Genomic DNA, 21,722 nt, shown 5'->3' with positions numbered 1-21,722 from the left:
ACTATTGTCATTTTGACAAATACCTATGTTATATTGATTATTTAATGCTGAGCTGAACATTTACCATTTTTATCAACCAATACCTTAATATTCGTTCCGGACTTTACTGTCACCTTAGGCCAGTTGATAAAATTAGTATAACCCATTGGTTTTGCAGCCTGCGCGCTGGTTTCAGCAAAGATTGAAACAATGGCATCGTGTATAGTTTCATTTTTCAACTCCAACAGGATTCCATTCCCATCCTGTTTCAGGATATTTGCTGTAACATGATCAAATACCTTTAAACGCCTGGTATCTGTTTGCAGATAAATACCAGGTATCTCGAGCGACATCAGCATACCATTGGTTTCGGTCCATGAGTTACGCGTATTGATGAAATTGCCTATACTGCCTTTCCCTTCAGCATCACTAGGCTGGATACGTTCCATGCTGGAACCTGGCAAGTTGTTGGTGGTAATATGATGGGGTGGTACATTTACCGCTTCGGCATGTGCATGACCTATGTCATTAATCAGTTCGGCATAACGGGCGTTATTCGTAGCACGATATAATTTGAAAAGATAATCCCCGGAGGCCGTACAAATACCCGGGGCCGCATGCTTGTTTTGAATACTGGCCCATACCGCACCGGCCATATTACTTTTTAGCTTTCCAATATCACTTTTTATGGGAAATACAGGATCATATGAAATAGTCCATGTGGCACAAAGAGCAGCCTGGATTTCAGCTTTTTTTAACCAATTTTTATCACCTGTGTAGTAATAAAGCGCCATCAATGATTCAAGAAACCCAAAAGCAGATTCAGAATTGGCATCCATTGAGATATCGCCACAATCACCGCCCGTAAGGCCTTGCTTTACTACATCCCGGTTGTAATAAAAATTTGCAGAAGCCTTGGCCGCTTCCAACCATTCTGGCACTTTGAAATAAGCAGAAGCAAGCGCTAATCCTCCGGGTGCAATAGCTCCGGCCGTAGAATTATATACGGCAATATCTCCTGTCTCAGGTACAATAAATTGCCCGAATTCACCATCTTTTTTCCATGTTCTTGTAAAAGCTGCCGCCAATTTACGGGCAGCATTTTCCCATTCAGGCTTAATCATTTTGTCATAGCCCTGTGCTTTAAACAAAAGCAAATGTTTCATAAACCACAACAATGCATCACTATTCTTACGCACCATAGCCTGGATGGCAGGATATGCCGGATTCATTTCTTCAGGTCGTATTTCGCCATTTGCTGTAATACCTCCGTAAAAATATCCGCTCTTACCCTGCAACTTCGCTACTACAAAATCAAGCTCAGCGGCTACACGGTTGCGTTCCTTTTCATTATTTAACGCAAGCATTGGATAGGTGTTCATCATACCACTTACCCATCCCAGCTGAAAGTCTTTATTATTTTCAGGTGTGTAGAAACTGCCTGCTGGCACAGTTACAAAATTATTGCTACAAATAGCAGCAGCCATTTCCAGTTGCTTGCTAAGAGGCAACTGATTACGTGGGTGATTAGGACCCGTTAAATCTTTACGTACCAGCATAAATTTGGCAAGAAGATCAGGAATGCCATTGGCATTAAAAACATAGATTCTGAAACGCAATGCGAGCGTCTCTCCTGCTTTCCATGTTGGGGCTTTATCACCGCTTGCATGATAATCACCAAACCCCGTTGCCAGTTTTCGCATTGATGGTGCAGTGATGCTAAAACGACAATTGTCCTGTGCTGCATTCTCCTCGATAGTTAATCCGTGATTACCAAATTTCGATTGCTGGTCGGTAAGTATAATAAATCCTTTTTTTACTGAAGGAGCATAAAAACACATCGCAGGAGTCGCAGTATTGGTTGTCTGCAGTTCGATCAGCGATGCTTTTCCTTTTTCAATAGAAAGGCGCGGGTTGTTGGAAATGGTCAGGGGCACTTTCGGATTGTAATACATCTCTTTGGGATAAGGAGGATTGTAGGATGTACCAATAGCATGATATCGGTTGCCATTATAGACAATAGCAGGAACCAGTACATAATTCTCTCTACTCCAATTGCTAAAGTCGAATGACACCGCAACTGCGGCAGAAACCGCAATTCCTTTTTCCAGCGTAACCCCTGCTGTAACATCAATGGCATCAGGCTGACCAGCAACTTTTGATGTCTGCAACTGCAGTTGCCAGTTCTCTGTGTTGGTTTCCAGCTTATTTTGCTGAAATTTCTGTTCACCTGTACGATCTGTACCTGTATATTGTTGTATGCTTAACTGCATGCTGCCACTAATGGACCTGAGTATTTGCTGTACTTCTTTTTCAGTACCCTGTAAGCCGACCGTTTGTGCCTTAACTTTTATCTGGATGGTTAATAAAAATACCATTGTAAATAAGCTGGCAATTAATCTATCTATTTTTATCTGAATCATAAAGTATCGGTATCAAACCTAGCATAAAACTGTAACGGGACATATAAATATTGTTGATGAGCGGGTATAAAAAAGAGGGGGCATAGCCCCCAACTATTAACCTAATTCACCTATTAACAACGCCTAAAATTGCAGATATCAATTCCCTAAAACTACTATTGGATTGATTATTACTGATGCTTTTTTTGCCGGATTTGGGATTACAAAGATTTCAGGGCAAAGATCAGATCTAAATTTCTAAGCTATCAACAGTACCAACCATTCCATGACACCCAACTCACAATCAAATTTGATAATTGGGTTCATATCTGCTCTATCACGATCAACAGTAAAGCTCAGTACTTTCCAGGTGCCATCCTTCTTAAGCATGCTAACACTCTTTACACCACTGGCTCCATTCCAGCGTAATTTAAATTCTGTCAGCACGTCTGTTCCCAAATTGCAGAAGCTATACATAAATGTGTTGTTATTTTTCTTTTTCAACAACGAAATGCCATGATGGGGCAATATTGGAAGCGCCTGATAATTTCCATTGCTTAACCAGCTAAGTACACCATGTAACCAACGCAAACGGGCGTGACTACCAAACAGACCACCCTGCATATCCGAATTTTGAGCATAGACAACGATACGTCCGCCAGCTTTATTCTGATAAACTACTGTTCCAATATGTTTTCCTCCGAGGAAATCCATAAAATAACTAGCCACTTTTGCAGAGTCAGTTGTGGTCTCCAGTTCATCCCAGTCCGCTCCTCTGTGTGGAACACGGATTTTGCTAACGTTTGGTAATATATGGTCCTCATATACCTCGGATTGAATTGTATTGGTATGATGTTCACCTACTTTAACACCTAACAAATCACCAAAGCCCCTTTCTATTATAATGCGTGCTGCACCAGTGGTCACCAATGCTGAGCCAGCTAAAATCTTTCTTAATTCTTCGTCATTGGCTTTCCATACTGAAGAAGCTTCCAGCAAGACAGGGTAACCCGATTTTGCAGCGTTAGCAGCTGTCATATAATTAAATGGAATACCCATATCGAAAATCGGATTTTCGAACCTGGCGGCAGGTGCCATTTCAGCATAACTTGCCTTGCCGGCGAGTTGGGTCATCCTGGCAACATCTTTATCACTTAAAGAAATAACTCCTTGAACGGGCCATGATTTCAAGCCTAGATCAGCGAGAGCTTCCATTCGGGGGCGGGCATTCCGGAAAAGAGGGACCAGACTCGGTTCTTCTGAAAGCGGCGAGCCATCTAAATCGTTAACAGCTACCGTAATCATTGACAACCCCATTAGCTGCCCCATAATTAAGGAATGCGTAGAATGAGCTGTCGATTTTGACCAGCTTGTATATCTTGTATTCTCCAGTTCCGGAGCGAAATCACAATTACCCTCCCCCAACGATTGTTCAACCACCTGAACCTGGGATATAATATCCTTCAGTCCGCTGGATAAAGCCTTTGGTGCAGAGCCTGTACCCATGTACAGACCGAATGTCGGACGAATCAAAGGTTTATGTTTTCCGGCGAAATTTCCCAATACTTTTTTCCAGTCACGTCCCTCCAGCGAATGAATGTCAGTTCCTGATGTCATTAACGCAACACGTGTTTCCGGTGATACAACATGTATTTCATCAGCCACCCATTTTGCAAAATCAGCCATATAGTCACCAAGAAAATCCAGCCATTTATTACGCAAATCAGAAGGTTTGCCAGGCTGCAGCACTTCTTTTAATAAATCTTCACGTGTATACGTCTTACCTGTTAACGCCGCAAATTTATTAAGATGCTCAGGACAGTAACAGAACATACCACGTGTACTATGGTTATGTAGGCGAAAATCATCATCAATCCAAAGGATATCTGGTTTTAAACTTGCCCATTCACGCAACATTTTGCTAATGTCTTCACGGTACAGCTTATCTTCAGGACAAGGTGTTCCCTTTGAAGTTTCTCCGTTGGAATCTACCATATATTGTTTCCACCGATACAGTGGTCTGAGATCAGTATTTCCTGCATTCGCGCCCAAAAGCTGTTGAAAATTCAGTTCCAGACTAAAGCCTTCTTTACGAATTCTAGGGGCTACAATTTCACGCATCCATTTAACCCAGCCTGTCTGACTTTCGGCATCGGGGGGCAGGATGTAATAGCTCGACATTGGTGTGTTGACATAAAACTGAAAACTGTTGATTCCAGCCTCATGGCCAAAGGTCACGAGTTCTTCTAAACGGGCATCAGCCATCTTTTGATCTCCCCATTCAGGAGCCCATGGCAGAAAGTATCTGTACGAGATGAATGTTTTCCTATTTTGAGGCAATGGTAACAACCCTTCATTACCATTCTTTCCATACACCGGATTTGCCAATGCAACAGCGGGAAGCAGCGCCGTACCCACTCCCGCACCAAGTAATCCTATAAATTCTTTTCTTGAAACTGACATTTTCTAAAATTTCATTTTTTTGTTAATGTACAAAATCAAAAGTAAAGCCATATAATAACTTAATGATTACCAAAATCTACCCTATTGTCTCGATCGTCAATTTATGCTTGCTTTTCATCAGCTCATTTAGTAGCTTTATTCCAGGCAACTCATGAAAAAATTAATCTTATTTTTAGTTTTATTACTTTCTGTCATTCATACTGTTTTAGCTCAAAAAACAGAAATATGGATTGTTCGCCATGCAGAAAAAGAAATCAGTGCAGCTAACGATCCAAACCCAAATCTTTCTGTTGCGGGGAAAAAACGAGCTGAGGATTTAGCTACATATCTGAAGAAATTTAAATTTGATGCCGCATTTAGCACCCCCTATAAAAGAACGCATCAGACATTAGATCCTCTGGCAAAGAAAAACAAGATCGATATATTTGATTATAAGAGCATTACTGAACTTTATGATGATATCAGGAAAAACTATTCAGGTAAAAAATTAATCATCGCCGGTCATTCTAATACTGTTCTGGAAACTATTGAGGCCTTCGGTATTCAGCGGCCAAAACCAAAAATAATGGAGGATGAATTCAACAACATATTTCATTTGACCTTAAATGGAAACAAAAGCGAGCTCAACGTATTTCAATACTAATCCGAAAAATGAACATAAAGACACACGAGGCTAACAATATTAAAATCGCGGAAGTAATTTCAACAGAAGTCACCATGAAAAATGCAGAGGATAGTCTCCAGCTGCTTGTGGATCTTTATTACCAGGACTTCGACAAAATCATCATTCATGAAAAGAATATCACTCCAGATTTCTTTGACTTGAAATCAGGAATTGCGGGAGAGATTCTTCAAAAGGTATCTAATTATAGAATGCAATTATTTATTGTTGGTGAATTCAGCAAATATCCTGGAAATAGTATTAAAGACTTTATATATGAAAGCAATAAAGGCAGACAGGTTAACTTTCTTAATTCTGTAGAGGTCGCTATTGAAAGATTAGCGAGGTGAAATATATACCGCCAATTTAATTTGCTCAAAGTTGTTATAAAAAAAAAGCCATCACAAGGATGGCCTTTTTCAAAAACACTAAACTAAAAAAACTGCTATTTCGATTTCTCTTTCAAAATATTTAATTCCTTCTTCAGGAGTTCAATTTCTGCTTGTTGCTCTTTAATCGCTGCAACAAGTAAGGGAATCATACTTTCTGTATTAACTTCACTATACCTTGCTACCTTTGAGTTGTTTTTTCCTTCATTGTACATTTTAGAAGCTTCATAAACCATTTCCGGAAATTCTGGTCTTACATCGCTCGCCAAAAAACCATACTGCTCTCCAACCGGAAGTTTAAGGTATCTATATTTATCTACATCATATTTAAAAGTAACCGGTTCCAGGTTCTTTAGGTGCTGTGTAGAGTTTTCAATCTTACCTATTTTAATCTTCAGTTGTTGTTCTTCGATTTTTTGTGCATTTGCGGATAAAGTAAATGCAGTAAATAAAAGGCCTATGCCGGCCCCTCTAAATATTAATGGATATCTCATAAAATTATAATTGGATTCAAAATTCACCTGACATGAGAATGTCCGGATCTCGTTAATAAATAAGTGTTCTTTTTATTTAACCCGCCAGAGTGTTGGGAGGAGGATTAGGAAGCGACAGATGAACCGTAATCGTTTCGGGAAAACTAAAATGATTCAGTTTCTCGGAAGACAGGCACTGTTCCACCCACTCGAATTCCGAATTTATTTCATCATCAAGTGCAAATTCCAGTTGTTTGTCTTCTTTTGAATCATCAGGCAATTCTTCACCTTGCTGACCCAAATGATGACTGATCAGTACTCCTTTATCATTATGCATCATTAACGAAGCACTCTTTACCATCAAGAATGACAATAGAATAAGTAAACCTGTTAATTTTTTAAGCATTTGTCCGTAGTTGTGATCGGTATGTCAACATTGCAAATATAGAAACCTAATCAAAACACACAAGTTTCATTTCAATAAATTACACAAAAAAAACCAATCGAAATCTATCCCACGGTTTGCTTTTTTTCATGAACATATGCCGAAGGCGTAATTCCAAATTGCTTTGTAAATGACCTGCCAAATTGTGCCTGGGAACTAAAACCAGTCATATCTGCTACCTGCTGAATCTTATGGTCTGTTTTGATCAGCAGTTCCGCTGCCTTTTTCAATCTTGTGATATTGATGAGTTCATTAGGTGAAAGGTTAGATATCGATTTGATTTTCCGGTAAAAAGTAGCTCTGCTCATGTTCATCGTATCTGCAAGCTGATCAACATCAAGATCTTTATTAGAGAGATTTTTAACAATGAAGCTATTCAATTTATCCAGCAGCACTTCATCCGCTTTAGAATGAGCGATACTTTTTAGGTGTACTAAAGGAGAGCTGGAAAAGTAGGCTCTCAGTTTATTTCTGTTATTTAACAGGCTTTGGATTTGCGCCATCAGGTAATTAGGAGAAAAAGGTTTTTCCATATAGGCATCTGCCCCAATCTCCAGTCCGGCTATTTTAGACTGAAATGTAGTTTTTGCAGTTAGTAGGATCACAGGGACATGGCTGATCTCAATATCCGTTTTAATTGCAGTACAAAGCTCAAATCCATCCATCTGGGGCATCATCACATCGCTAACCACGAGTTGAACAGCATGACCCTTAATAAGGCCTAATGCTTCTAATCCATTTGCAGCTTTCAAAATATTGTAATTACTACCAAGTTCTTCGGACAGATAATCAATGATTTCAGAATTATCATCTACCAGCATGATCAATGGCTTTTCTTCCAAAGAACTCATCTTTGAAATTTGCTCATACGAACTGTCAACATTGAATGCTTTAGGTGAATGAACTTCCTGCTTGTGTTGCATTGGAATATTCAGGACAAAAACGTTCATTACCCCTTCATCATGAACGTTAAGAGTTCCGCCATGTAATTTTGCGAGAGAACGCGCCAGGGCAAGGCCTATGCCTGTACCCACTTCAGAGGAAGTTTCATCCAGTCTTACAAAAGATTCAAAAATCCGCTCTCTCATATCATAGGGAACCAAATAGCCGTCATTTCTAAAAATAACTTGCAAAGTTTCTTCTGGATCAGCGTAAACTTCAAGTTTTACATTGATCGTTCTTTTCGCATATTTCACTGCATTCCCAAGCAGGTTACTCAGTATCTTGTTAAGTGCTTCAGGATCTAAAGAAGCATAAACCGGATTTTCCGGCAATTGAATCTGATAATTAATCTTCTTCTCTTCTGTAACAGCTTCAAATCTTACAAAGTTTTCGTACAGCAATGCAGAAACATCAGATTTAATATAGTTCAGGTGGTATTCCCGAGATTCAATTTTTCTGAAGTCCAATAACTGGTTAGTGAGATCAAGTAGCCTGTCCGCATTTTTCTCCATTGTATGCAGGTAATTTAATACCTCTTGACCTGGATTAAACTTATTTATTACGGTTTCTATCGGCCCTTTAATTAATGTCAAGGGTGTACGTATCTCATGAGTAATCTGTGTAAAGAATTCTATTTTAGCTTCATAAATATCTTTTTCCTTCTGATTCTCCAACACTTCAAGTTTGCGTTGATTACGAAGCTTCACCTTATTGTTAAAATACCTAATCGTGTAATATAGCGCCGATATGAATAGTATAAAATAAAAAATATAAGCCCAGATACTCAACCAAAATGGAGGTGAAATACGAATAACCAATCTTCTAGGCGTCTCATTCCATTGTCCACTACTATTCGTTGCCTTTACCAAAAAAGTATAAATGCCCGGAGACAATTTGGTATAGAACACCTTTCTATTCTTTTTAAGATAGGTATATTCCTTATCCACTCCTTCCAGTTTATAAGCATATTCGGCAGTTTCATAGTCTGTATACACCGGAGCCGCAAAATCAATACTAAAAGTAGATTGGTCGTAGGTCAGGTTAATCTGGTCGGTAAAAGTGATAGATCTCTTCAACGGCGAATTACCTTTGTTAATACCCAGCTCTTCATTGAACACCTGGAAACCTGTAACCTGCACCTGCGGAACAATCGCATTTTTTACAAAATCAGATGGATTAAATGCGATCATTCCATTTACACTGCCAAAGAACATCTTTCCTGAACCATCTTTAAAAGAAGAATTGTAGTTAAACTGATCATTCAATAAGCCATTGGCCTTTGTGTATACACGCATTTTTTCTGTGATCGGATTAAAACATACCAAACCCTTCGAAGTACTCACCCATAAATTACGCTGCTCGTCTTCTTCTATCCTGTAAAACACATTACTTGGAAATCCCTTATCTGTCCCATATCTGGCAAACGTACCTTTTGCTTTATCCAGTTTATTAAGTCCATTTTCTGTAGAAACCCATATGGTATTGTCATTTGCAATAAATACATTATTCACAAAATCATTGCTCAGACTATTGAGCTTTTCAGGATTGTATTTATAAAATCCCTTTTTTTTAGTGACTGGATTATAAAAATAAAGTCCTTCCCGAATGGGGCCTACCCAAATATTTCCATCTTTATCCTCATTGATACTCATGACGAATAAATATTCAGGAACATCTTTGATTAGGGTAAAATCATTTGAACCTATATTGTACCGGTATAATCCATAAGCAGTGCCGATCAAAATCTCTCCTGCACGTGTACGATAAATACATTCAATGAAATTGGAGTTAAGAGAATTCGCCGAAACTCCTTTATCATAATGACGGACAACCTTACCAGTTTGGATATTCATCACGTCCAGTCCTTGCTCATAAGTACCAATCCATAATTCATCATCAACAGCCATGAGCGCATGGATATTCGTATGTGATATATTGGTTTTGGCACCATCAGGACTAAATATGCTGAAGGTATTTTGTCCTGGTGCTAATTTGTTCAATCCGGCATCTTCAGTCCCGATCCATAAATTACCAAACTTATCTTTGGTAATTTCTCTAACTGCATTCCCACTGAGCGACTTCTCTTTCCCTTTGCCCTGAGCGAAGAATTTATCAAAAGAAGTAAAAGGTTTAGGGTAGTAATTAACACCTCCAAAATAGGTACCCACCCATACCCCTCCCTCTTTATCTTTAGCCAAAGCATAAATCGCATTGTCTGAAATGGCATAAGGATCACTGAAATTCTTTCTCAAATTGGTATACTTTCCTGTAGCGATATTGTAAACAAATACACCAGATTCGGTTGCAATCCAATAAGTGTCTCCCTGATAATGGAGAAAGTTCTTAGCAAAGATACTCGTCTTGTCCTGGTTAAAAGTTAGGACATCTTTATATGATAATAACTTAATATCAAACAATTTAACGCCTTGATGTGAAGTACCTATTAAGATAGAATTGCCTGCAGGATAAATCTTATCAATCCATTTGGAAATAACCTTTGGTGAATGGCTATACAAGTCGAACCCCTCAAAATTATCTTTAGCTTTATTGTAACGTTGAATCTCACCTGCCCTTGTTGAGGCCCATAAAGTACCATCAGTCGTAAAACAGATAGAAGATGCTTCAAAATGTTGATTATTACTGAACGGTTCTACCTTATTACTGACTTTATTGTATCGATAAATGGTAAAATTAGAAATGAAAAGTACGCTCCCTTGTCTGTCATCTAATAAATCCCATACTGCTGATTTTTTTGTCGATGCTATACCTTTAAATACCTCCGTAGTGTCCTGATAAAGGTATAGTCCAAAAGAAGTACCAATCCACAAGCTACCGGATTGATCTTCGCAAATCGAACGAACTACATTGTTCCCTATACTCTTCTGGTCTTTAGGATCATTTCTGAATACCTTAAAATTATAACCATCAAAGCGATTGAGTCCGTCTTTAGTACCAAACCACAAAAAACCTTTGGAATCTTGCAAAATACTGAACACAGAATTGTAAGACAACCCTTGTTCAACCTGGTAATGTCGGAAATGAAAAGGCTGTGCATTTAATATATTAGCGCAGCTACACAGAAAAAGCAAAATTAAGAATAACGTTTTCAATTTATATTTGGTTGTTACACATGATACAATTGCAGCAGACGCATTCTGTTACCGCCGGAAATTTGAGACAAAATGCATAAAAATTGAGACATATTAATGAAGCTAAAGCGTTTTATTTGAATATTGATTGTCGCAGCACCTAAGACTGTGTCAACACCTGTTTAACCACAAAAAACCAAATATTCGATTTTATGAAACTAAAGACCTATGTAGTCGGACTATTCCTTAGCCAATCTCTTATCGTCTCAGCGCAAACATGGAAGCCAGTACCTGGAAAAATTGCTTCACCATGGGCGGAAAAAGTAGATCCTTTAAAACCCTTACCGGAATATCCTCGACCACACCTAACCCGGAATAACAACTGGAAGAATCTAAACGGGCTATGGGATTATGCCATTACCGGAAAAAATGAAGAAACACCGAAAACCTACCAGGGAAAGATCCTGGTTCCTTTTGCCCTGGAATCTTCTTTATCAGGAGTAGGAAAAACTATAGATAAAAACAACTTGCTTTGGTACAAAACCAGCTTTAGCATTCCTTCAGGTATGAAGAACAACATTTTACTGCATTTTGGCGCTGTAGACTGGAAAACAGACATTTGGGTAAATGGACAAAAAGTGGGTGCTCATCAAGGTGGATTCGATCCGTTTACATTCGACATTACTGCATTTGTAAAAAAAAGCGGGAACCAGGAACTTATCATCAGCGTATGGGACCCAACAGATGAAGGTCCTCAGCCAAGGGGAAAACAGCAAAAAAAACCAGAAGGCATTTGGTATACACCAGTTAGCGGTATCTGGCAAACAGTCTGGCTCGAAAGTGTACCTGAAACTTATATAGCATCAACCAAACAGACACCTGATATTGATGCGAAAACACTTTCAATAAACGCACATGTACAGTCGGCCGCTAACGGCGACAAAATCAGGATCACTGCTTTTGACGGAAAAACGAAGGTAGCAGAACAGGAAGTTGATGCAAATACACAAGCGACATTACCTATCGCCAACCCAAAATTATGGTCACCGGCCTCACCATTCTTATATGACCTGAAGATTGCCGTGGTCAGAAACGGTAAAGTGATTGACGAAGCAGGCAGCTATTTTGCCATGCGTAAATCTTCCATCGGCTTGGATAAAAATGGCGTGCAGCGCATGTTGTTAAATAATGAATTCATATTTCAGTATGGCCCCTTAGATCAAGGATGGTGGCCTGATGGATTATACACCGCTCCTACTGATGAAGCTTTGAAATTTGACATCGTTAAGACTAAGGAAATGGGTTTCAATATGATACGCAAACACATTAAAGTTGAACCTGCACGCTGGTATTATGAATGTGATAAAATGGGCATGCTGGTATGGCAGGACATGCCGAGCGGAGATCTTGGTAACCAATGGGAGTCTAAACTGGGACAAATGGGCGGAACAGATAAGAACCGGACACCAGAATCTGAAGCAATGTACCGCAACGAATGGAAAGAAATCATGGATGATCTGCATAACTTTCCGAGCATTATTGTGTGGACACCTTTCAACGAAGCATGGGGACAGTTTAAAACCAAAGAGATTGCTGAATGGACTAAAGCAAAAGATCCTTCCCGTCTGGTCAATAGTGCAAGTGGTGGCAACCATGTGATCACTGGTGATATTGTTGACCTCCACCACTACCCTGACCCTCAGATGCCTCGTCCCGATTTATTTGGGCCTACACATGCCATCGTATTGGGCGAATATGGAGGATTGGGATTACCGGTACCAGGGCATACCTGGAAAGAAAAAGACAACTGGGGGTATCAGAGTTTTAAAACTGCCGATGAACTTTTCGACAAATACGCATCCTTTATGAATAGAATGGAATACCTGATCAAAAAAGGGCTTTCAGCTGCTGTGTATACACAGACTACAGATGTGGAACAGGAGACCAACGGATTGATGACTTATGACAGAAAGATAATCAAAGTACCTGAGGCGAAACTTAAAGAGGTGACAAATAAATTGTACAATAAATCACTGGTAGAACTTAAATAATGAGGGAACTATGAGGTTTAATAAAAAGAATACAGGAATATTCCTTGCGGTTTTACTGCTCTCAGGATTATCCGCGCAGAATACTATTGCTCAAAGCATCAAGGCGGAGATCGTGAAAACGACTAGCAACGCGACCGCTAACAGCTATTACATCAGCAACAAGGCTCCCCTGCTGAACAATCACTTTATAAAATTACCTGTTGGTAGCATTAGCCCGGGAGGCTGGCTTAAGCAAGCATTAATACTCCAAAAAAATGGTTTAACGGGAAACCTGGGAGAGATCAGTATCTGGCTGTCTAAAAACGACAATGCATGGTTGAACAAAAGCGGCATCGGAAAACACGGATGGGAAGAATTACCCTACTGGCTAAAAGGCTATTCCAATATCGGCTACATGCTCAACGATGATAAAATGATCACAGAAACCAAATTTTGGATCAATGCGACATTGAATAACCAGCGTGACAATGGCGACTTTGGTCCTTTAGTAGAAAAAGGCGACGGTAAAAGAGACCTCTGGACAAATATGCCAATGCTATGGTGCCTTCAATCTTACTATGAGTATACTAAAGATTCCAGGGTTATCGACCTAATGACAAAATATTTCAAATGGCAATTGAGCATTCCTGATGACAAATTATTGGAAGATTACTGGGAAAAAAGTCGTGGCGGAGATAACATTACCAGCATATATTGGCTATACAACCGTACCGGTGAAAAATGGCTGCTTGATCTTGCAACGAAAATAGACAAGAACACTGCCAACTGGAGGCAAACAGACAATTTGCCCAACTGGCATAATGTAAATATAGCTCAATGCTTTAGAGAACCTGCAACTTTTTACCTTCAAAGTCATGATAAGAATGATCTGGCAGCTTCTTACAGCAACCATCAATTAATCAGAAATATCTATGGCCAGGTTCCAGGAGGCATGTTTGGTGGCGATGAAAACTCCAGGAAGGGTTATGACGATCCCAGACAAGCAGTAGAAACCTGCGGCCTGGTAGAACAAATGACCTCCGACCAAATGATGCTCGGCATAACAGGAGATACATTTTGGGCGGAAAACTGTGAAGATGTAGCTTTCAATACCTTTTCTGCAGCGTTTACACCTGATTATAAGGCTTTACGTTATCTAACGGCCCCAAACATGGTGATCAGTGATGCAAAAAACCACCATCCAGGCATAGACAATACTGGGCCTTTTCTGATGATGAATCCTTTCAGCAGCAGATGCTGTCAGCACAACCATGCTGCCGGATGGGTATACTATGCTGAGAATACCTGGATGGCTACACCTGACAACGGAATTGCTGTCCAACTTTATGCCGAGGGTGAAGTTAAAGCAAAGGTAGGTGATGGAACAGGCATCATACTTAGCCAGGTAACCAAATATCCATTTGACGATCTGGTCAACATTACCGTTAAAACGCCAAAAACCGTAAACTTCCCATTATATCTTCGTGTACCAGAATGGTGCAAAAACCCCATTGTAAAGGTGAATAATAAAGAGATCCCTGTAAACACCAATGGCAGCGAGTACATTAAATTGAGCGGCTCTTGGAAGAATGGAGATAAGGTTGCATTACAACTCCCAATGAGTTTAAAAGTAAGAACCTGGGATAAAAACAAAAGCAGTGTAAGCGTAAACTATGGTCCACTGACGTACTCTTTAAAAATCGAGGAGGACTATATACAAAAAGACAGTAAACAAACTGCGATTGGAGATTCTCAATGGCAACCTGGTGCCGACCCAAGAAAATGGCCTTCCTATGAAATCCACCCTAAAACTGCATGGAACTATGGGCTGGTGCTGAATGCGGATCAACCAGAGAAGTCATTCAGCATTGTAAAAAAAGGCTGGCCGAAAGACAATAATCCTTTCACAAATGGCAACGCTCCTATCGAACTAAAAGCTAATGGAAAATTGATCCCTGACTGGGGGATCGATCAGTACGGCTTAGCTGCAGTACTTCCTCAAAGCCCCGTTGCAACGGAAGAAACCACAACTACATTAACCCTTGTACCCATGGGAGGTGCCAGATTGAGAATCTCAGCTTTCCCTGTAGTAAAATAAAACAACAAGGATTAAAACCCTTATTTAAAGGGCTGATATTTAGAAGATATCAGCCCTTTTTTTAATCAAAAAACAAAGATTTTTTGAATGTATTATTTTCATACATTTGGCGCATTATTTTAACAGCCATGGGCCATCATAAAAACATTCAAAAATTAAGTGCAGCGGGTTTATTAATTAGTCTTGGAATCATATACGGTGATATAGGTACATCTCCCCTTTACGTTTTTAAAGCAATAATCGGAGAAAGGTTAATCACCCAGGACCTTATCCTCGGAGGGCTTTCCTGTATCTTCTGGACGCTAACACTTCAAACTACCATAAAGTACGTAGTTATTACTTTACAAGCAGATAATAAGGGTGAAGGTGGTATCTTCTCTTTGTATTCTCTGGTAAAGCGCAAGGCCAAATGGCTCATTATTCCTGCAATGATCGGTGGAGCAGCTCTTCTGGCCGACGGGATTATGACGCCAGCAGTAACTGTTTCTGCTGCTATTGAAGGATTGAGTCTCATTTACAGGGATCTGCCAACTGTCCCCATCGTACTTGCCATTATCACGGCACTCTTCATCCTCCAGCAATTCGGAACTTCACTTGTTGGAAAAGCCTTTGGTCCCATCATGTGGCTATGGTTCACCATGATTGCAGTGTTGGGCTTTGTCTATATACTGGAACTTCCCGAGATCCTCAAAGCCATTAATCCTTATTATGCCATCCATATTTTAACGACAAACCCTGAAGCCTTTTTAATCATCGGAGCTGTATTTCTGTGTACTACCGGAGCTGAGGCCTTGTATTCAGACCTTGGACATTGTGGCCGGTCAAACATCCGCATCAGCTGGATTTATGTAAAGACTTGTCTGATTCTGAATTATATGGGCCAGGGAGTTTGGTTATGGAAGCTACAGGGCACCAAACTTGGCGATGTAAATCCATTTTACCACCTGATGCCAGACTGGTTCCTGATTTATGGTATTGCCATCGCGACAGTTGCGGCTGCCATAGCAAGTCAGGCATTGATCTCCGGATCATTTACCCTGATTGCAGAGGCTGTAAGACTGAATTTATGGCCTAAAGTGAAAATCAACTATCCCAGCGAACAAAAAGGACAATTATATGTACCTTCTATGAACTGGATTCTCTGGGCAGGCTGTATCATCGTGGTACTTATATTCGAGAAATCGGTAAATATGGAGGCTGCTTATGGATTGTCTATTACTGTAGCAATGCTTATGACGACCATTCTTGTCTCAGTTTTCCTGATGCGGAAGAAAGTACCTATGGGCTTTATCATTGTATTCCTGACGATTTATGGGATCATCGAATTGACGTTCCTGGCAGGAAATGCAGCAAAGATACTTCATGGGGGCTGGTTCACATTAATTCTGGGTATCGCTTTATTCTCAGTCATGTGGACCTGGTCTAACGGACGTAGAATAAGGAACAGATACATGAAGTTTGTCGACATTGAGGAGTTTTTCCCGATGATCAAAAACATCAGTGCTGATGCTTCAATTGCCAAGTATGCCTCTAATCTGGTATACCTTACAAGCGCAAATTTCAATACAGAAGTTGAATCTTCTGTTATTTACTCTATCATTCAGAAACATCCGAAAAGAGCCGATGTATACTGGTTGCTGCACGTAGACGTTACCGATGAGCCTTATACTATGGAATATGAAGTCGACCCAATGATTCCCGGTAAACTAATCAGAATTGACTTCAGGTTAGGCTTCAGGGTTGAACAGCGTGTTAATGTTTTATTTAGAAAGGTAGTTGAAGAACTGGTAAAAAGCGGAGAGATCGATATTACAAGTAAATACGAATCCCTGCAGGCCCTTAAGATCCCCGGAGATTTTCGATTTGTGGTGTTGGAAAAAATCCTCTCCAATTCGAATAGCCTTAAATTTATAGAACGTATAACCATGGCTTATCACAGGATATTGAAACATCTGAGTATATCAGAAAGACGAGGCTTTGGTTTAGATTCAAGTTTTGTTACCATTGAGCAGGTACCATTAATCGTAGACATTCCAGATCCGATCATCTTGAAGAGAATTAAATAGCAATGAAAATAAGTGAGTTAGCTGCTTTCATGAAAATAACCTGAACTTTTTTGCAATTTATTTAGCAAAATAAATTTAAAATTCTATCTTTGCACCCTCTTCAAACAGAAGATGATTCCGTAGCTCAGCTGGTAGAGCATTACACTTTTAATGTAGTGGTCCTGGGTTCGAATCCCAGCGGGATCACAAAAAGCCTCAGAGAAATCTGAGGCTTTTTTGTTTAGAACCAATAGGCATATCCTTGTGCTGCAATTCGCACTTCCATAAAGTAAAAGCAACTGACTATTTCGCGGATATGGTGTCCTTAAAAAATACAAATCTTTTACTTTCATCATAATTAATTGGAGTATTTGGATTGTAATGAGGAATGCCCACAGTATACATTACCATTCCTTCCCCCATGATCAGTCTATCTGCTCTTTTGAGTAAAGTCAATGGATTTCTATCCCATTTCGGTAAGCCATAATGTTGAAAATTATAATCTCCGATCATGGTATCTCCTCTCACAACACCACGTATATTACCTGAATCTTTATATGCGCCACGGTAACGAATCTCCAGTATGCCTTTGAAGGTCGCCGGTGAAAGCATTTCAATCGTAGCAATGGCAGTATCTCCATTGTTATTCGCTACATACCTTGTTATTGGGTTTTTAGAGACACCCTTAGAACCTGTCTGACCACATCCCGCTAATAGCATAATCAATATGGCAAATAAGCCAGCCGTTTTTAAATCCATATCCTGCGAATATAATCAGGTACTTTATTTCTTCATCATAAAAATTATCTGTAAATTTAATTACACACACAAATGATTCATTATGAAAAAAATCTTCATGATCCTGTTGGCCCTGCCAATAGGTCTGGCTGCACAAGCCCAGCTCAAAACTGATACCTGCGCAACCGCAGGCATTATCAAAACGAACTTACAAAAGTCTGACGGAATCACAACGATTATCACTCCTTCGGGAGGCGTAACCACTGCGGTAAAAAATGGTAACATATCTACCATTGTCAATTCGAATGGCACCCACTCTACAATAATTGATCATGGAGCAGTAAGTGTCATCGTAAACCCAGACGGCACCCATTCAGTAGTTATCAAACAATAGCATCAGTTAATTCGTTTTTTGGAGTGCCTTTGCTACTCCCTTAATAAACAAATAATTGACAGTACCGCCTATCGCTCCCCCTACTATCGGGATTAAGCGCTGGGCGGTCTTTGAACCTACATTGAGAATAATCTTCTCTGCCACTTCTTCCATAATATTTTTGCTGATCGCAAGCCCGGTATCGGCTTTAACAGAAGAAGCAACAATCTTAAAGAAATCCTCGAATCTGATTTTATATTTTCCTGTATTATGATAAGATATCGCCAATGTTACCCTAAATTGTTGAGTAATTAGGTTGATGACATCCAGAGGAATGCCTATAGCCATCGTACTTATGCCCCCGGCTCCTGTAATTAATCCAGACCCTGCAGCCATTAAAGCACATTGGTTTACAAAACCATCGATACCGATTGTATCCACACCTTTTTTTATTCCTAACTGGTCTATATGGCTAAAGATTTGTTCAAACCCACCTTTCGAAAGTTCATTAAACCCGGATTTAATACCTGATTTTATTTTACTCAGACTAAATCCCTTCTTCATATTCATCCTGCTCATCTGTTTAAATTACGTATGTTACCATACGTACTACTTTCGTGCCAGACCCAAAAGATAAAACCTATAATCAACAAAAAGCCCGGCTCTGCCGGTCTTTTTAGCCCAAAACAATCGATATTGATTAGTGGTTTTCATCTTCTTTTTTAACCCTGGCAAATGCATTTAAATGAGACTGTTTTAAAGGTGAACCAGTCTTGAAAAGCTTAACAGCCCGGGCATAAACGTCTTTATTAAAATTTACCCCATCAAATCATCTGTTAGTAAAAAGATCTTTTATATACTTACCGGCTTTACCAATCGCTCCAATTTGCTCAGAAATTGTTTCAATAAGATTACTATCCGCCTGTTCTATATCTCCCATGTTGATCCCTGACTCCAGTTGCTTAGGATATAAAATAATCAGGCTTTGATTCAAAAAATAATTTGACAAATAATAAGGCAATTTATTGAGTTGAGGAATGTGGGAATTGTGTCCTTTTCGCGACGATATAATGATGAATAAATCATTTGCTTTTAACTCCCTGCTGAAAATCAGGAAATCATCCCAGTTACTGAACTCGTTAAAGTTTATTTTCACCACATCAGGAGACCGCTCAATGATCTTTTCAATGGCGTGATTGGTAACCGGTGTACCATAAAAATTGATAGCTATACCGGCTTCTTTTGCAATCATCATCAGCTTTCTCAGCCAGTGAAGAAAGCCTGGCTCTGTTTCCGCCTTAGGTGGTATAGCCACTACAATCCGCTTAAAGGTATTCAGAGGCTGGGTAGGTCTATAAATATAGATCGTTTCATGAACTCGTCTAATGATGTTCTCCGCTTTAGTTCCCAAAAAAGTATGCTGATCCGCTTTTTTGTGCAGCCCGATGACAATATCACTTACATTGTGTTCTTTAATGGTATACACAATCCCATTACTGATACTTGAATCATATCTTGTAACCGGAATGATATTATTCTCCGAAGCCACTGCATGTGAAACAGCCTTTTCCAGAATTTTCCTAGAAGCCCCGACCGTATTGTTTCCCTCATCGTCGATCACATTCAGTCCGTAAATCGGAGCATCTACCTTTTTAGATTTCAGCATTACACCAAAATCCACAAGTTGGATCACCATATCCGGATAAGCCAGCGACACCAATATCTTTTCATTCACCTGTTCTTCTGACACATTTGCTTCTTCCTGGTCCTGATCAAGCGCCATTTTTTTCGATGCATCTTCTACGACAAATGAACTTACGCCACAGCTTACCAATATCAGTATGATCGTTCCGTTAAGCACATCCTCATTTAAAAGTCTGATGGGTTCTCCTGAAGCAGTTTCCCCGGTTATGATATTATATCCCACCAAAATGATGGCCAATGTTGCAGCGGCATGTGAGGCACTCAAACCAAATATCATTTTCCCCTCAGTGGCCGTCAACTTAAAGATCCTTTGCGTAAGCCAGGCAGCAAGATATTTCGTCGCCAATGCCACAAAAAGAATGACCCCTGCTACTTTCAATGCACCCCAACCTTTAACCAGTACCGTAATATCAACAAGCATACCTACACTGATCAGAAAAAAAGGAATGAACAATGCATTTCCAACAAAGTCTATCCTGTTCATCAGCGGAGAACTGTGCGGCACAAATTTATTCAGCACCAGTCCTGAAAAGAATGCTCCGATGATGGCTTCAATGCCAGCGGCTTCTGCTAAAAAAGATGCCAGAAAAACCATAGCCAGCACAAAAATATATTGCGAAATACTATCGTCATAATGCTTGAAAAACCAGCGTATAATAATGGGAAATACCGCAAAAACAACGGTGACGAAAACTATAGTCGACAAGCCCAATTGCAGCCAGAAGGCCGAGGATACACCTTCTTTTGTCATTCCGGCGATACCTGCCAGAATTAACAACGCAAGAATATCCGTAATCATAGTCCCGCCTACTGTCATACTGATAGCCCTGTTGCGGATCACGCCATATTTACTGGCTATTGGATAAGAAACCAATGTATGCGTAGAAAACATACTTGCCAGCAGTAAAGAAGATAAAAAGCTATAGCCCAGTACATAATAACTGGCTATTGTACCTACTGTCAAAGGAAATATAAAGGTAAGCATGCCAAATACCAAAATGCGCTTTCGGTTCTTTTTAAACTCTGCCAAATCTATCTCTAATCCGGCCAAAAACATGATATAAAGTAAGCCTACAGTACCAAACAACACGATACTGCTGTCTCTTTTGAGTAAGTTTAAGCCATATGGACCAACAAGAACTCCAGCTATGATTAGCCCTATAATATGAGGAACCTTTATTTTATTAAAGATAATCGGTGCAAATAAGATAATAAATAGCACCAGAGAAAAGATAATAACAGGATTATGCAGTGGTAAGGTAAAATCTAAAGAAGATAATAATATCATAAGCAATTGGTTTGCGAAGTTATTTTAACTTCTCTGCAGTTAATGAGTACACTATTTTACAGTCTTTTTGAAGGATTTCCCTTTTTCCGTCCATCCGGTCATTAGATATCTTCAGTATTGCACTGATCATAACACCAGAATTTTGCTGTTCATCAATGATGTGCAGCACATTATCCTTATAAGTGCCCACATAAATGCGGGTCAATACTTTTCCTGAATATGCTTTAACTACAATAGTATTGCCATTGTAGCTAAAATTCCATTGCTCCGTTTTTGTATCTCCCAGGGCAGAACCTTCACAAGTAGTTTCAATACAACTCATCTTAACAGCCCATTTTCCTATGATCAAAGGATTCTTTACACCAACAGAATCTATCTGTTTTTTAGCGCTATCGAGAGATTGTTTTGTATATTCCAGCTGCTGTTCCTTCATTTTCAGCCGTTGTTCCCATAAAATGAGCTGTTGTTCCTTTTTTACAATTTCCGCTTGTTGCGCTTTGATCTTTTTTTCCCGTTCATTCAGCCCGCAACTTTGTAAAAAAACAATTAAAATGAGCAGTAGAATTGAAATCTTCCTCATAGGTATCTGGAGTTAAAATTGGC

General features: G+C 39.6%; 15 protein-coding genes and 1 tRNA gene. 7 read left to right on the top strand and 9 right to left on the bottom strand.

Going from position 1 to position 21,722, the window contains the following annotated elements:
* Positions 1 to 41 precede the first annotated feature (41 nt).
* Both R2Q78_RS01615 and R2Q78_RS01610 read right to left on the bottom strand, forming a co-directional pair.
* Complete coding sequence (locus R2Q78_RS01615) at positions 42 to 2,357, bottom strand: hypothetical protein (RefSeq protein WP_316788261.1); 2,316 nt, start codon at positions 2,355 to 2,357, stop codon at positions 42 to 44.
* Between the two features lie 282 nt (positions 2,358 to 2,639).
* Positions 2,640 to 4,844 (bottom strand): hypothetical protein, encoded by a 2,205-nt coding sequence (locus R2Q78_RS01610; protein WP_316788260.1) that lies wholly within the window; start codon positions 4,842 to 4,844, stop codon positions 2,640 to 2,642.
* A 151-nt stretch (positions 4,845 to 4,995) separates the two neighbouring features.
* Between R2Q78_RS01610 and R2Q78_RS01605 the strand changes: the two genes are divergently transcribed.
* Both R2Q78_RS01605 and R2Q78_RS01600 read left to right on the top strand, forming a co-directional pair.
* Complete coding sequence (locus tag R2Q78_RS01605; protein WP_316788258.1) at positions 4,996 to 5,487, top strand: phosphoglycerate mutase family protein; 492 nt, start codon at positions 4,996 to 4,998, stop codon at positions 5,485 to 5,487.
* 8 nt (positions 5,488 to 5,495) lie between these two features.
* Complete coding sequence (locus tag R2Q78_RS01600) at positions 5,496 to 5,855, top strand: DUF4180 domain-containing protein (RefSeq protein WP_316788257.1); 360 nt, start codon at positions 5,496 to 5,498, stop codon at positions 5,853 to 5,855.
* A 95-nt stretch (positions 5,856 to 5,950) separates the two neighbouring features.
* Here the strand turns inward: R2Q78_RS01600 and R2Q78_RS01595 are convergent, their stop codons facing one another.
* The 3 genes from R2Q78_RS01595 to R2Q78_RS01585 form a co-directional block, all read right to left on the bottom strand.
* Complete coding sequence (locus tag R2Q78_RS01595) at positions 5,951 to 6,388, bottom strand: tail fiber domain-containing protein (RefSeq protein ID WP_316788255.1); 438 nt, start codon at positions 6,386 to 6,388, stop codon at positions 5,951 to 5,953.
* Positions 6,389 to 6,464: 76 nt separating this feature from the next.
* Positions 6,465 to 6,707, bottom strand: a complete 243-nt coding sequence (locus R2Q78_RS01590; RefSeq protein ID WP_316788253.1) for a hypothetical protein — start codon at positions 6,705 to 6,707, stop codon at positions 6,465 to 6,467.
* Between the two features lie 170 nt (positions 6,708 to 6,877).
* Positions 6,878 to 10,843: a two-component regulator propeller domain-containing protein gene (locus R2Q78_RS01585; RefSeq protein ID WP_316789986.1), complete on the bottom strand. Its 3,966-nt coding sequence runs from the start codon at positions 10,841 to 10,843 to the stop codon at positions 6,878 to 6,880.
* 212 nt (positions 10,844 to 11,055) lie between these two features.
* On the opposite strand from R2Q78_RS01585, the gene R2Q78_RS01580 reads away from it, so the two are divergent.
* The 4 genes from R2Q78_RS01580 (at position 11,056) to R2Q78_RS01565 (ending at position 17,223) form a co-directional block, all read left to right on the top strand.
* Positions 11,056 to 12,894, top strand: a complete 1,839-nt coding sequence (locus R2Q78_RS01580) for a glycoside hydrolase family 2 protein (RefSeq protein ID WP_316788251.1) — start codon at positions 11,056 to 11,058, stop codon at positions 12,892 to 12,894.
* Between the two features lie 10 nt (positions 12,895 to 12,904).
* Positions 12,905 to 14,971 carry a beta-L-arabinofuranosidase domain-containing protein gene (locus R2Q78_RS01575; RefSeq protein ID WP_316788249.1) on the top strand — a complete coding sequence of 689 codons (2,067 nt, stop codon included), beginning with the start codon at positions 12,905 to 12,907 and terminating at the stop codon, positions 14,969 to 14,971.
* Between the two features lie 128 nt (positions 14,972 to 15,099).
* Complete coding sequence (locus R2Q78_RS01570) at positions 15,100 to 17,037, top strand: KUP/HAK/KT family potassium transporter (protein WP_316788248.1); 1,938 nt, start codon at positions 15,100 to 15,102, stop codon at positions 17,035 to 17,037.
* 113 nt (positions 17,038 to 17,150) lie between these two features.
* A tRNA-Lys gene (locus R2Q78_RS01565) sits at positions 17,151 to 17,223 on the top strand.
* A gap of 96 nt (positions 17,224 to 17,319) precedes the next feature.
* On the opposite strand, the gene R2Q78_RS01560 is transcribed toward R2Q78_RS01565, so the two are convergent.
* The gene (locus R2Q78_RS01560; protein WP_316788246.1) at positions 17,320 to 17,775 is read right to left on the bottom strand and encodes a hypothetical protein; all 456 of its coding nucleotides are present in this window, start codon (positions 17,773 to 17,775) and stop codon (positions 17,320 to 17,322) included.
* Positions 17,776 to 17,857: 82 nt separating this feature from the next.
* On the opposite strand from R2Q78_RS01560, the gene R2Q78_RS01555 reads away from it, so the two are divergent.
* Positions 17,858 to 18,148, top strand: coding sequence for a hypothetical protein (locus tag R2Q78_RS01555; protein ID WP_316788243.1), 291 nt, complete (start codon positions 17,858 to 17,860; stop codon positions 18,146 to 18,148).
* A 6-nt stretch (positions 18,149 to 18,154) separates the two neighbouring features.
* On the opposite strand, the gene R2Q78_RS01550 is transcribed toward R2Q78_RS01555, so the two are convergent.
* From R2Q78_RS01550 to R2Q78_RS01540, 3 genes are all read right to left on the bottom strand, one after another.
* The gene (locus tag R2Q78_RS01550) at positions 18,155 to 18,706 is read right to left on the bottom strand and encodes a hypothetical protein (protein WP_316788241.1); all 552 of its coding nucleotides are present in this window, start codon (positions 18,704 to 18,706) and stop codon (positions 18,155 to 18,157) included.
* 250 nt (positions 18,707 to 18,956) lie between these two features.
* Entirely contained in the window at positions 18,957 to 21,119 is a 2,163-nt protein-coding gene (locus tag R2Q78_RS01545) for a cation:proton antiporter (protein ID WP_316788239.1), read from the bottom strand.
* A 19-nt stretch (positions 21,120 to 21,138) separates the two neighbouring features.
* The gene (locus R2Q78_RS01540; protein ID WP_316788237.1) at positions 21,139 to 21,699 is read right to left on the bottom strand and encodes a hypothetical protein; all 561 of its coding nucleotides are present in this window, start codon (positions 21,697 to 21,699) and stop codon (positions 21,139 to 21,141) included.
* Positions 21,700 to 21,722 lie beyond the last annotated feature (23 nt).

This window comes from Pedobacter frigoris, assembly GCF_032678645.1.
In the GTDB taxonomy this organism is placed as follows: domain Bacteria; phylum Bacteroidota; class Bacteroidia; order Sphingobacteriales; family Sphingobacteriaceae; genus Pedobacter; species Pedobacter frigoris_A.
This window is presented reverse-complemented; position numbering and strand designations above follow the sequence as displayed.

Bases quoted from the DNA above. Each gene is read 5' to 3' on its own strand.
- R2Q78_RS01545 (WP_316788239.1), bottom strand. From the start codon at position 21,119: ATGATATTATTATCTTCTTTAGATTTTACCTTACCACTGCATAATCCT.
- R2Q78_RS01540 (WP_316788237.1), bottom strand. From the start codon at position 21,699: ATGAGGAAGATTTCAATTCTACTGCTCATTTTAATTGTTTTTTTACAA.
- R2Q78_RS01575 (WP_316788249.1), top strand. From the start codon at position 12,905: ATGAGGTTTAATAAAAAGAATACAGGAATATTCCTTGCGGTTTTACTG.
- R2Q78_RS01595 (WP_316788255.1), bottom strand. From the start codon at position 6,388: ATGAGATATCCATTAATATTTAGAGGGGCCGGCATAGGCCTTTTATTT.
- R2Q78_RS01550 (WP_316788241.1), bottom strand. From the start codon at position 18,706: ATGAGCAGGATGAATATGAAGAAGGGATTTAGTCTGAGTAAAATAAAA.
- R2Q78_RS01615 (WP_316788261.1), bottom strand. From the start codon at position 2,357: ATGGTATTTTTATTAACCATCCAGATAAAAGTTAAGGCACAAACGGTC.
- R2Q78_RS01580 (WP_316788251.1), top strand. From the start codon at position 11,056: ATGAAACTAAAGACCTATGTAGTCGGACTATTCCTTAGCCAATCTCTT.
- R2Q78_RS01570 (WP_316788248.1), top strand. From the start codon at position 15,100: ATGGGCCATCATAAAAACATTCAAAAATTAAGTGCAGCGGGTTTATTA.
- R2Q78_RS01610 (WP_316788260.1), bottom strand. From the start codon at position 4,844: ATGTCAGTTTCAAGAAAAGAATTTATAGGATTACTTGGTGCGGGAGTG.
- R2Q78_RS01555 (WP_316788243.1), top strand. From the start codon at position 17,858: ATGAAAAAAATCTTCATGATCCTGTTGGCCCTGCCAATAGGTCTGGCT.
- R2Q78_RS01560 (WP_316788246.1), bottom strand. From the start codon at position 17,775: ATGGATTTAAAAACGGCTGGCTTATTTGCCATATTGATTATGCTATTA.
- R2Q78_RS01600 (WP_316788257.1), top strand. From the start codon at position 5,496: ATGAACATAAAGACACACGAGGCTAACAATATTAAAATCGCGGAAGTA.
- R2Q78_RS01590 (WP_316788253.1), bottom strand. From the start codon at position 6,707: ATGATGCATAATGATAAAGGAGTACTGATCAGTCATCATTTGGGTCAG.
- R2Q78_RS01605 (WP_316788258.1), top strand. From the start codon at position 4,996: ATGAAAAAATTAATCTTATTTTTAGTTTTATTACTTTCTGTCATTCAT.